The following is an 11974-nucleotide window of genomic DNA, read 5'->3' on the forward strand; positions in this document are numbered from 1 at the left end:
GCCCGGCCGGATCCGGTCACCACCGCGCCGCACCCGCAGAAGGGACGAAGAACCATGCTTCAGCCATCGAGGAAACGTCCACCGAAGGAAGCGGGGCCGGATAACGCGGTGCCCGCCCGTGCCTGGCTGATGCTCGCCCTGGCCACCGTCGGTTTCGCCGTGAACTTCTGGGCCTGGGGCCTGCTCAGCCCGCTGGGCACCCGTTTCAAGGACTCCCTACAGCTCACCTCGTTCCAGCAGTCACTCCTGGTGGCGGTCCCGGTCGTGGTCGGCTCGCTGGGGCGGATCCCGGTCGGAGCACTCACCGACCGGTTCGGTGGCCGGATCATGTTCCCGGTCGTGTCGGCCGCAACCGTCGTGCCGGTGGTCTACGTCGGCCTGGTCGGCCACTCCTCACTGGCGGCGCTGCTGCTGGGCGGTTTCTTCCTCGGTATCGGCGGGACCGCGTTCGCGGTGGGCGTGCCCTTCGTCAGCGCATGGTTCCCCCCAAAACGGCGCGGACTGGCCATCGGTGTCTTCGGCATGGGCATGGGCGGCACCGCGATCAGCGCGCTGTCCACGGTCAAGCTCGCGAACGCACACGGCGTCGCGAACCCGTTCCTCCTCACCGCCGGCGTGCTGCTCCTGTACGCGGTCGTGGCCGCGCTGGCGCTCAGAGATGCTCCTGGGCGCCCGATCCCGGCAGAGCCCTTGCCGCAGCGCCTGGCCGCAACTCTCAGGCTCGCCATCACATGGCAGGCCTCAGCCCTGTATGCGGTGGCCTTCGGCGGTTACGTCGCCTTCTCGGTCTATCTGCCGACCTACCTGAAGACCGGCTACGGCCTCACGCAGGCCGACGCGGCCAACCGTATGGCAGGGTTCGTGCTGCTCGCCGTGGCGATGCGGCCGGTCGGCGGCTGGCTGTCGGACCGTCTCGGTCCTGTGCGGGTCCTGTCCGGAGCGCTGGCCGTGGTCGTTGCCGGCGCGCTCGTGCAGTCCTTCACGCCGCCCCTCAATCCACTGGGCACGGCTGCGTTCCTTGCCATGGCGGGTGCCCTGGGCGCCGGCAGCGGAGCGACCTTCGCTTTCGTGGCCCTGCTGGCACCGCCGAGCCGCACCGGCTCGGTCACCGGCGTCGTCGGAGCGGCCGGCGGCCTGGGCGGCTTCATACCGCCATTGATCATGGGCTCGCTGTACGGTGCCTACGGCTCGTACGCCCTGGGGCTGCTCCTCCTGGCGGCAGTGGCCATGGGAGCCCTGCTCTTCACCGGCACGGGAGTGCGCAGGGAGGTCGTCCACCAGACGTCTCCCACGGCGCAGCAATAGTGGCGGCCTCCGATCGCGGGCCGCAGGGACCCGTCCGTCGAGCGCGGGCACCGTGCTCCTGGCACCCTACGGTTTCCCCAACGGCACCTGCCACACCAGCGTGGTGCCGCGGCCCTCGGGTTCCCTCAGCTCCAGCCCACCGCCCAATTGCTCGGCCCGCTCCGCCATGTTTCGCAGCCCGCTGCGGCGGCCTTCAGCCGGGATGCCCACACCGTTGTCCGTGACCGACAGGCGTACCTCCCGCCCATCCGTGGCCAGGACCACCTCGGTCCGGGCCGCATGGGCGTGCCGCGCGACATTGGTCAGGGCCTCGGACAGCACCGCCACAACGTGGTCGGCGATCGCCCTCGGCACGTCTGTGTCCAGGAGGCCCTCCATCCGGACGCTGGGGGCGAAGCCAAGAACCGGCGCCGCCTCCCCGACCACCCGTACGGCACGAGCCCGCAGACCCGCTTCCCCGGCACCCTCGCGCGTGCGCAGGCCGAAGATCGTCGACCTGATTATCTTGATGGTCTCGTCCAGGCCGTCGACCGCGCGCACAACGCGCTCGGCGGCCTGCTCGTGCTCGATGAAGCGGCCGGCGCTCTGCAGCGTCATGCCGGTCGCGAACAGACGCTGGATCGCCAGATCGTGCAGGTCCCGCGCGATCCGGTCGCGGTCTTTGAGCACCGCGACCTCCTCGGCGTCCTGGCGGCGTTCCGCCAGTTCCATCGCAATGGCGGCCTGCGCGGCGAAGGACTGCAGGGTCTCGGTCTCCGTCGCAGTGAAAACCGGTCGACCGGCCTCTCGCGCCAACAGGACCACGCCTCGCGCACCCGCCTCGCCGGTGCCGATGGGCACGGCCACGGCAGGGCCGAGTCCTCCGAAGCGCGGAGGCTCCAGGGAGATCCGTTCGTCGTGGTCGACGTCCGCACTGGTGACCGGGAGGGCGCTGGAGAAGGCCAGCCCCATCAGGCTCCTGTCCATGGACAGCACGAGCCCCCGGTGCGCCTCGGCGTCCATCCCGACGGCGATCTCCACGGCAAGTGACCCGGTGTCCTCCATGGGCAGCGCGACCGCCGCCAGGGCCGACCCGGTGATCTCACCGGCCCGCTCCGCGATCAGGCCGAGAACGTCGGCGCGCGCACTGCCGGACATCAGGCGATGGGTGACCTCCGCGTTCGCCTGCAGCCAGCGCTCGCGCAGCCGGGACTCCTCGTACAAGCGGGCGTTGTCGATCGCGACGCCGGCCGCCACGGCCAGAGTGAGTATGACCGAGACGTCCTCCTCGTCGAACTGGGCACCGCCGCGCTTCTCGGTCAGGTACAGGTTGCCGAAGACTTGGTCACGCACGCGGATGGGCACCCCCAGGAAGGTGTTCATCGGCGGGTGGTGAGCCGGGAAGCCGTACGAGGACGGGTGCTCGGAGATCTTCGCGAGCCGCAGTGGCTCGGGGTGGCGGATCAGCTCACCGAGGATGCCGTGCCCCTCGGGAAACGGGCCGATCCTGGCGATCTCCTCGTCGCTGACCCCAACGGTGTGGAAAGCCGACAGCCGCCTGCCGTCCGAGCCGATCACGCCGAGGGCGGCATACTCGGCGTCGACCAGCGCCGCCGCCGCCTCGACGATACTCAACAGTGCCTGCTCGAGGTCGAGTTCACGTCCGACCGACAGCACCGCCTCCAGCAGGCTGTGCACTCGGTCGCGGGTGCCACGGGCCGCGTCGAGGCGGGCCTGCAGCTCCTCAAGCAGCTCGTCCAGCCTCAGCTGAGGCAGCCGTATGCGGGCCTCCTCGGGGCTTCCCACCTGCACTCCTCCAGGTCCCCTCAACGCACGGACACCCACCGGTCCGATCACGTGCCACGGTAATGGCCAGCCGCTAGACGCGACAGCGAATCGGGCCGAGTTCCCAGGACTCCGCTTCAGTGACTCCGTTTCGGCAGGCCAGGGGTCGGAGTAAGCCATTGGCCGGTGATCATGTGCCCACCCCGGAGCGGTTGGTGTTCGTCCCGCAGATGCGGCGCTTCGGGTGTGTGGTGTCCTTCACTCTGCCCACGCGCGCGCGTGCCGACCGTTTCCTCGACGCGCTGCTTCTGGTGGACGACGCGACGAGCTTCGGTGGCGTGCGGTCCACGGCCGAGCGGCGCGGCCGGTGGGGCGGGGACGCGGTGCCGGACGGAGAACCGGATCTGCTGGGCCTGTCGGCCCAGAGGAGGGGACCGACAGCACCTGCCCCTCCGGTCCCGGCGGTCGGACGCTGGAGCTGTACCCAGCCCGAAGACCGACGGGGGAAACCGGCGACATGGTCCGTTACGTGTACGACTTTGCAGAAGGCGGCCGTGACCTGGCCGGCCTGCTCGGCGGCAAGGGTGCGAACCTGGCCGAGATGACCGGGCTGGATCTGTCTGTCCCGCCGGGTTTCACCATGACCACCGAGGCCTGCCGGGCCTTCCTCGCCACCGGCACCGAGCCAGACGGTCTGGCTCGCGAGATCTCCCATCACCTGACCACCTTGGAGCGGGCCGTGGCACGGCGGCTGGGTCAACCCGATGGCCCTCTGCTGCTGTCCGTCCGCTCCGGGGCACGGTTCTCGATGCCGGGCATGATGGAGACGATCCTCGACATCGGCCTCAACGACGACTCCGTCCTCGGCCTGGCGAAGCTCTCCGGGAACGAACGCTTCGCCTGGGACTCCTACCGCCGCCTTGTGCAGATGTTCGGCAGCACTGTCATGGGCGTCGACGGCTCCCTGTTCGAGAACGCCATGTCTGACCTCAAGCGGGTCCGGGGCGCGGTGAACGACCTGGGCCTGAACGCGGCGGAACTGGCCGGGCTCTTCGAGACGTACAAGGACCTGATCCACCGGGAGACCGGCGAGTACTTCCCGCAGTCCCCGGACGAGCAGTTGCGCCGGGCAGTCCTCGCCGTCTTCCAGTCCTGGAAGGGCGAGCGCGCCCGGGAGTACCGCCGGCGCGAGCACATCGCCGACGACCTGGGCACCGCGGTCAACGTGCAGACCATGGTCTTCGGCAACCTCGGCCCCGACTCCGGCGGCGGCGTCGCCTTCACCCGCGACCCGGCCACGGGACGGCCCGGCCTGTACGGCGACTATTTGGCCAACGCACAGGGAGAGGACGTCGTTGCCGGCATCCGCAACACCGTCCCGCTGACCACCCTGGAGGAACTGGATCCGACGTCATACCCGCAACTGCGGGACCACTTGCGGACGTTGGAGACCCACTACCGGGATCTGTGCGACATCGAGTTCACCATCGAGCGCGGCCGCTTGTGGATGCTGCAGACCCGGGTGGGCAAGCGCACCGCCGAGGCCGCGTTCGCCATCGCCGCCGAACCGGTCGACGAGGACCTGATCACCGCCGACGAGGGCCTGGCCCGCGTGAGCGGTGACCGCCTTGCCCGTCTGATGTTCCCCCGGTTCGACACCTCGGCCGTCGGCGAGGCTCTCGCGCACGGCCTCCCGGCCTCACCCGGCGCGGCCGTGGGAGCAGCGGTGTTCGACTCCGCCGAAGCCGTCCGCCACGCCGCCGCGGGCGAGAAGGTCGTCCTCGTACGCCAGGAGACCACCCCCGACGACCTGCCGGGCATGATCGCCGCGCAGGCGGTGGTGACCAGCCGCGGTCGAGGCGGCGTTCTTCTCCGCCTACCTCGACAGGGGCATCTTCGCCACCTCACCGTTCGAGACGATCGACCGTGCAGGCGTGGGCCGTTTGGTCCGGATCGCGGTCGACGAAGGCCGCGCCACGCGACCCGACCTGAAGATCGGCGTCTGCGGCGAGCACGGCGGGGATCCGGATTCCGTCCACTTCTTCCATGCAGTGGGCCTCGACTACGTCTCCTGCTCGCCGTTCCGCGTCCCGGTCGCGCGTCTGGAGGCCGGGCGGGCCGCGCTCCCCGAGACGGGGACGAGCGGCAGCAGGTGACGATGCCGGGCTCCACGAGGGGGCTCCGTCGCGGCCGCCGGCGGGAGCAGGCGCCCCTGAATACCGGCCCCCGCCCACCAAGCCGTGGGCGGGTCGATCCCCCTTCCAGTGCGGCTGCTGAGCCGGCACCGGATCAGCTGGCTGCCCGTCGTGGACCACGACGACAAGGCCGTGGAAGTGAGCTCGGACCGATCTGATCCGCCGCCAGGCAGCCCGCTCCGCAGACCGACAGGCACTGCACTTCCCAATGCCCCCGCATTGCCGCTCCCTCACCGCGCCGCCGCTCCGGCGGCGTCGCCCTCTCAACGACGGAGGCTCGCCCCCATGACCCGCTACGACTACCCGAGCGCGACCGCCGACGCGCCTTCCGACATCGCCATCGCGGTGGACCGGCTCGTGACGAACGGGCTCAAGGCGCTCGCCGACTATGAGGCGCTCGAGCAGGAGCAGGTCGACCACATTGTGAAGAAGGCGTCGGTCGCCGCCCTGGACGAGCACACCGCGCTCGCGCGGCTCGCGGTGGAGGAAACCGGACGCGGCGTCTTCGAGGACAAGGCCGCCAAGAACATGTTCGCCTGCGAGCACGTCACGCACAGCATGGGCCCGCTGAAGACGGTCGGCATCATCGCCCGCGACGACATCGACGACATGATCGAGGTCGCCGAGCCCGTCGGCGTCGTGTGCGCGGTCACGCCCGTCACCAACCCGACCTCCACCACGATCTTCAAGGCGTTGATGGCGCTGAAGACCCGCAACCCAGTCGTGTTCGCCTTCCACCCCTCCGCCCAGCGCTGCAGCGCGCAGGCGGCCCGCATCGTGCGCGACGCGGCTGTCGCCGCGGGTGCGCCCGAGCATTGCGTGCAGTGGATCGAGACCCCCTCCGTCGAGGCGACCGACGCCCTGATGCGGCACCCAGGTGTCTCACTCATCCTCGCCACCGGCGGCAACGCCATGGTCAAGGCCGCCTACTCGGCCGGCAAGCCCGCCCTGGGCGTGGGCGCCGGCAACGTCCCCGCCTACGTCCATCGCAGTGCCGAGCTGCGCCGGTCCGTCAACGACCTGGTGCTGTCCAAGTCGTTCGACAACGGCATGATCTGCGCCTCCGAACAGGCGGTCATCCTGGACGAGGAGATCTACGACGCTGCCCTGGCCGAATTCCGCACCCTGCACGCGCACTTGGCCACCGCCGAGGAGAAGGCGAAGCTGGAGACGTTCCTGTTCCCCGTCGGCGCCGACGCGGGCTGCGAACCCAAGGTCAACCCCGCGGCCGTCGGGCAGAGCCCGGCCTGGATCGCCGAACAGGCCGGATTCTGTGTACCGGACGACACCTCGCTCATCCTGGTCGAGGCCGACCGGGTCGGCGCGAACGAACCGCTCACCCGGGAAAAGCTCTGCCCGGTCCTCGCCGTCCTCCGCGCCGACTCCGAACAACGGGGCTTCGACCTGGCCGCCGACATGGTCGCCTTCCACGGGCAGGGCCACAGCGCGGTCATCCACGCCGAGGATCCCGCGCTGTGGGAGGCGTACGGAAGGCGTATGAAGACCGTGCGGATCATCGTCAACGCCCCGTCCTCGCAAGGCGCGATCGGCGGCATCTACAACAGCCTGCTGCCGTCACTGACGCTGGGGTGCGGCTCCTGGGGCAGCACCTCGGTGTCCAACAACGTCTCCGCCGCTCAGCTCCTGAACGTCAAGCGCGTCTCGGTACGCCGCAACAACCTGCAGTGGTTCAAGGTCCCCCCGAAGATCTACTTCGAGCCGCAGGCCATCCGCTACCTCGCCTCCATGCCGGGCATCCACCGCGTCACCGTCGTCACCGACGCGACGATGACCCGCCTCGGACTCGTCGACCGGGTCGAGCGCGTGCTGCGGCGGCGGCGCGAGCCGGTCACCATCCAGGTCATCGACAATGTGGAGCCGGAGCCCAGCATCGACTCCGTCCGGCGCGGCGCCCGCCTGATGGGCGACTTCCGCCCGGACACCATCATCGCGCTCGGCGGCGGCTCCCCCATGGACGCGGCCAAGGTGATGTGGCTGCTGTACGAGCAGCAGGCCGAGGGCAAGGACGTCGACTTCGCCGACATGCGGCACAAGTTCTCCGACATCCGCAAGCGCGCCTTCCGCTTCCCCGTCCTCGGCAAGCTGGCCCGCCTGGTGTGCGTCCCCACCACCTCCGGCACCGGCGCCGAAGTGACTCCGTTCGCCGTCATCTCCGACCCCGCCACCGGCAAGAAGTACCCGCTGGCCGACTACGCGCTCACACCCAGCGTGGCCATCGTCGACCCGCTGTTCACCACGGGGCTGCCCCGGGCGCTGGCCGCCGACAGCGGCTTCGACGCCCTCACCCACGCCATCGAGGCGTACGTCTCCGTCTACGCCAATGACTTCACCGACGGCCCAGCCCTGCACGCGATCCGGCTGATCTTCGACAACATCGAGGCAGCGGTCAACGACCGCCCGGCCCGGCCTCAAGCCCAGGAGAAGATGCACAACGCCGGCACCATCGCGGGCATGGCCTTCGGCAACGCCTTCCTCGGCATCGTCCACGCGATGTCCCACACCCTCGGCGCCACCTTCCACATCGCGCACGGCCGCACCAACGCCGTTCTGCTGCCCCACGTCATCCGCTACAACGGCACTGTCCCCACGAAGCTCACCGGCTGGCCCAAGTACGGGAACTACCGTGCCCCCGAACGCTTCCAGGACATCGCCCGCACCCTCGGCCTCCCCGCCACCACGCCGGCCGAGGGCGTCGAATCGCTGGCCTCGGCGGTGGAACGGGTCCGCGCCGCCGTGGGCATCGAGCCGACGTTCCAGGACCTCGGCGTCGACGAGCACGCCTACCTCGACGCCCTGCCCCAACAGGCTCTCAACGCCTACGAGGACCAGTGCGCGCCCGCCAACCCGCGGATGCCCATGCTCGACGACATGCAGGAACTCATGCGCATGGCCTACTACGGCCGTACACACGGCCACCCGGACGCCGAGCAGACCGAACGGCCGTAGCGCACATCGGGGCCGCCCTCCCGCGATGCCCGTTCAGGGCGACGGCGGTGGCAGGGACCGAGGGGCAGTACCACAGCGCCGTCCGACCCCGGCCGAAGAGACCTGGTGGGGCCGATGCGCCCGAGGTGATGGGGCCCTTCGGCCCCTCTTCGGCCCACTGCCGCCCAACGACGCCGAAAGGCGGTCCGGTGAGTGCTACACAGAAGACCGCCGCCCCAAGACGACGCGGCTCCCTTCCCCTTCATCCGCCCTGTCCGGGAGGTTCCATGCTGTCCGCAGAATCCACCGCCCTCGTACGGGCCACCCTGCCCGCGGTGGCCGGAGCACTCGACGAGATCACCGCCCGCTTCTACCGCACGATGTTCCAGGACCGGCCGGAACTGCTCGACGGCATGTTCAACCGCGGCAACCAGGCCAGCGGCACCCAACGCCGCGCCCTGGCCGGATCCATCGCCGCATTCGCGACCGCGCTGCTCGACGATCCGGACACCCGCCCGGACACGCTGCTGGCCCGGATCGCCCACAAGCACGCCGCCGTCGGCGTCACGGACGACCAGTACACGATCGTGCACAAGTACCTGTTCGGCGCGATAGCGGAGGTCCTCGGCGACGCGGTCACCCCAGAGGCGGCGGCCGCCTGGGACGAGATCTACTGGCTGATGGCGGGCGCCCTGATCAGCCGGGAGGCGCGCCTCTACCAGGACGCGGGCGTCCGGCCAGGCGAGATCTGGCGGCCCTGGACGGTCGTCGAACGCCGCGCCGAGACCGCCGACGTCGTGTCTTTCCTGCTCCGCCCGGCGGACGGCGAACCGGCGCCACGGGCCCGCGCGGGCCAGTACGTGAGCGTCCGCGTGGGTATGGCCGACGGAGTGCACCAGGTGCGCCAGTACAGCCTGTCCTCGAACCCCGGGGGAGAGCTGCGGCGGATCACCGTGAAGCGGGTCACGGGTGACGGCGACGGGCCCAACGGCGAGGTCTCCACCCTGCTGCACGACCACCTCCGCGAGGGAGACGAGCTGACGCTGTCCGCGCCCTTCGGCGACGTCTTCCTCGACGAACCGACCGACGCAACCAACCCTGTCGTGCTGATCTCGGCCGGCATCGGCTGCACCCCGATGACCGGCATCCTGGCCCACCTCGCCGTGCTCGGCTCGACCCGCCCGGTGCTGGCCCTGCACGCCGACCGCTCCCCCGCCGACCATGCCCTGCGCGCCGAGACACGCGACCTTGCCGGGCAACTGCCGGGCGCCCGCGCCATCTTCTGGTACGAGCGCCCCGGGCCGGAGGAACCCGACGCCCACACCGGCCTGATGGACCTGACCAACACCGAACTCCCCGACGGCGCCACGGTGTTCCTGTGCGGCCCGCTCCTCTTCATGCGAGACGTACGCGGACAACTGCTGCGCGCCGGGATTCCCGCAAGTCGTATTCGCTACGAGGTCTTCGGCCCCGACCTGTGGCTGCCCGACACCGCGGCCTGAACCGCGCCGAACTTTCTGACATCCCCGAGGAGGAACCTCACATGACCACCGACAACACCCAGGCGACGCCCACGGTCCGGCTGCGTTCCGACGGCGTCGTGGACGAGGAGACCCTGGCGTACGCCCGCACGAAGATCGACGCCATCGTGGACAGGCCGGGCCTTCCCGCCATCACCGGCGAGGTGCGCATCGTGCGAGCACCCGCGCCCCACTCCGAGAACCCATGGTCGGCCACGGCCGACCTGCACGTCGGCGGCCGCCAGGTGGTCGCCGTAGCCGAGGAGGCCACGGGCACGGAGGTCGTCGACCGGCTCCAGGACCGGCTGCGCCGCCAGACCGAAAAGGCCGCCCAGACCTGGAACAACGACCAGCGGACGGCGGCCCCGCCGTGGCGCGGTGGAAGCGGGAGGTCGCACTCCGCCGCAGGACCCGGCAGCGTGGCAGAGAACTCCCGAACGGCGTGAATCCGCAAGGAGAGCAGGCCCCGTTGGTGACCGTCCACCGACTGGGCCGCCCTCCTGTCCGCCATCCGCAGGCGGGCACCGCCGAGCCCCCGCTTCGGGGGCCGTCCGGACCCAGTGAGGTGACCAACGACCCACTGACGGGCCCCGGGGCCACAGCAAACCTGGACAGCGCGGTTCCCGATCGACCGGCGAGAACGAGGAGATGTGTGATGGCGAAGGCATATGTGGTGGGCAGCGGAATCGCGGCACTGGCCGCGGCCACGTTCCTGATCCGCGACGGCGGCTTCATGGGATCCGACATCCATCTCTTCGAGGAACAGCGGACCATCGGCGGCAGCCTGGACGCGGGCGGCACGGCGGACGCCGGCTACACCATGCGCGGCGGGCGCATGTTCGAGGCCGAGTTCCGCTGCACGTACGACCTGCTGTCCGGCATCCCCACCCTCGACGACCCCTCCGTCACCGTGACCGAGGAGATCCTGGCCGGACACGTGGACTTCGCGTGGGACGACGTCGCCCGTCTCGTCGGTGAAGACGGCAAGATCCTCGACACGACCTCGATGGGATTCTCCGAGCGCGACCGGCTGGAGCTGGTCCGCTGCCTTGCAACCCCCGAGGGGCACCTGGACGGCAAGCGGATCACCGACTGCTTCGGCGACCACTTCTTCACGACCAACTTCTGGTTCATGTGGTGCACCACGTTCGCCTTCCAGCCCTGGCACAGCGCGATCGAGTTCCGTCGCTACCTCCGCCGCTTCATCCACCTCTTCCCCGAGTTCGCCTCCATGTCGGGCATCCACCGGACCCGCTACAACCAGTACGACTCCATCGTGCGGCCTCTGGCGGCCTGGCTGCGGAAGCGAGGCGTCACCGTGCACACCGGCTGCCGTGTCACCGACCTCGGGTTCACCCCGGGAAGCCGGAGCGGCACGGTGGACACCCTCCACCTGACCCGGGGCGGACACGACGAGAAGATCACCGTCGCGCCCGAGGACCTGGTCCTCGTCACTAACGGCTCCATGACCGATGCCTCCAGCCTCGGCTCGCACACCTCCCCACCCCCGCCGGCACCGCGCCGCTCGGACGCCTGGCTGCTGTGGCACCGGCTGGCCCGTGGACGCGACGACTTCGGCGACCCGGCCGTCTTCGACAAGCGCGTCAAGGAATCCCGCTGGGAGTCGTTCACGGTCACCGCGAAGGACCCGGTCTTCCTCGAGGCTCTCGAGGAGTTCAGCGGCCGTCCGGCCGGCAAGGGTGGCCTGATCACCTTCACCGACTCCAACTGGCTGCTCACCATCGTCGCCAACCGTCAGCCCGTCTACCGCGACCAGCCGGAGGACGTCGGGGTCTGGTGGGGCTACGGCCTGTTCCCCGGCCGGACGGGCAACCACACGCCCAAGCCGATGACGATGTGCTCCGGCCACGAGATCCTCGAGGAGGTTCTGCACCACCTCCCGTTCGACGAGCGGACAGCGTCGCGGATCCTCGAGACCTCCACCGTCGTGCCCTGTGTGATGCCGTACATCACCAGCCAGTTCCTGGCCCGTCGCGGCGATGACCGGCCCCGGGTGGTTCCGGAAGGTTCGGTCAACCTCGCCTTCATCGGGCAGTTCGCCGAGGTGCCCGACGACGTCGTCTTCACCGTCGAGTACTCCGTACGCACCGCCTGGACGGCGGTGGCGCAGCTCCTGAAACTGGGCAAACAGCCGCCGAAGGTCTACAAGGGCCACCACGATCCCCACGTACTGGCCGCCGCCCTGGAGACCATGCACCGCCGGTAGCTCACCCGGGGTTTGAC

At 70.1% G+C, this 11974-nt stretch carries 6 protein-coding genes and 2 pseudogenes; 7 read left to right on the forward strand and 1 reads right to left on the reverse strand.

Features of this window, described 5'->3' with window-relative positions; translation table 11 throughout:
• The first annotated feature begins 54 nt into the window (after positions 1–54).
• Complete coding sequence (locus OG390_RS01720) at positions 55–1305, forward strand: MFS transporter (RefSeq protein WP_406164651.1); 1251 nt, start codon at positions 55–57, stop codon at positions 1303–1305.
• Positions 1306–1371: 66 nt separating this feature from the next.
• Here the strand turns inward: OG390_RS01720 and OG390_RS01725 are convergent, their stop codons facing one another.
• Positions 1372–3090: a GAF domain-containing protein gene (locus tag OG390_RS01725; RefSeq protein ID WP_406164652.1), complete on the reverse strand. Its 1719-nt coding sequence runs from the start codon at positions 3088–3090 to the stop codon at positions 1372–1374.
• 203 nt (positions 3091–3293) lie between these two features.
• On the opposite strand from OG390_RS01725, the pseudogene OG390_RS01730 reads away from it, so the two are divergent.
• From OG390_RS01730 to OG390_RS01755, 6 genes and pseudogenes are all read left to right on the forward strand, one after another.
• Positions 3294–3464 (forward strand): annotated as a pseudogene (locus tag OG390_RS01730) (cystathionine gamma-lyase); the annotation flags it as partial.
• A gap of 122 nt (positions 3465–3586) precedes the next feature.
• Positions 3587–5225: pseudogene (locus OG390_RS01735) on the forward strand (PEP/pyruvate-binding domain-containing protein).
• A 324-nt stretch (positions 5226–5549) separates the two neighbouring features.
• Positions 5550–8231 (forward strand): bifunctional acetaldehyde-CoA/alcohol dehydrogenase, encoded by a 2682-nt coding sequence (gene adhE, locus OG390_RS01740; protein ID WP_406164653.1) that lies wholly within the window; start codon positions 5550–5552, stop codon positions 8229–8231.
• 266 nt (positions 8232–8497) lie between these two features.
• Positions 8498–9712, forward strand: a complete 1215-nt coding sequence (locus OG390_RS01745) for a globin domain-containing protein (RefSeq protein WP_406164654.1) — start codon at positions 8498–8500, stop codon at positions 9710–9712.
• A gap of 41 nt (positions 9713–9753) precedes the next feature.
• Complete coding sequence (locus OG390_RS01750; protein ID WP_406164655.1) at positions 9754–10176, forward strand: hypothetical protein; 423 nt, start codon at positions 9754–9756, stop codon at positions 10174–10176.
• Positions 10177–10337: 161 nt separating this feature from the next.
• A complete protein-coding gene (locus OG390_RS01755; RefSeq protein ID WP_406177450.1) occupies positions 10338–11957 on the forward strand; it encodes an oleate hydratase in 1620 nt (539 codons plus the stop codon).
• The last annotated feature ends 17 nt before the right edge of the window (positions 11958–11974 follow it).

It is taken from the genome of Streptomyces sp. NBC_00996 (genome assembly GCF_045162675.1).
In the GTDB taxonomy this organism is placed as follows: Bacteria; Actinomycetota; Actinomycetes; order Streptomycetales; family Streptomycetaceae; genus Streptomyces.

What these genes read in the sequence shown, in the direction of transcription:
- OG390_RS01720 (WP_406164651.1), top strand. Translation starts at nt 55, where the DNA reads ATGCTTCAGCCATCGAGGAAACGTCCACCGAAGGAAGCGGGGCCGGAT.
- OG390_RS01745 (WP_406164654.1), top strand. Translation starts at nt 8,498, where the DNA reads ATGCTGTCCGCAGAATCCACCGCCCTCGTACGGGCCACCCTGCCCGCG.
- adhE (WP_406164653.1), top strand. Translation starts at nt 5,550, where the DNA reads ATGACCCGCTACGACTACCCGAGCGCGACCGCCGACGCGCCTTCCGAC.
- OG390_RS01750 (WP_406164655.1), top strand. Translation starts at nt 9,754, where the DNA reads ATGACCACCGACAACACCCAGGCGACGCCCACGGTCCGGCTGCGTTCC.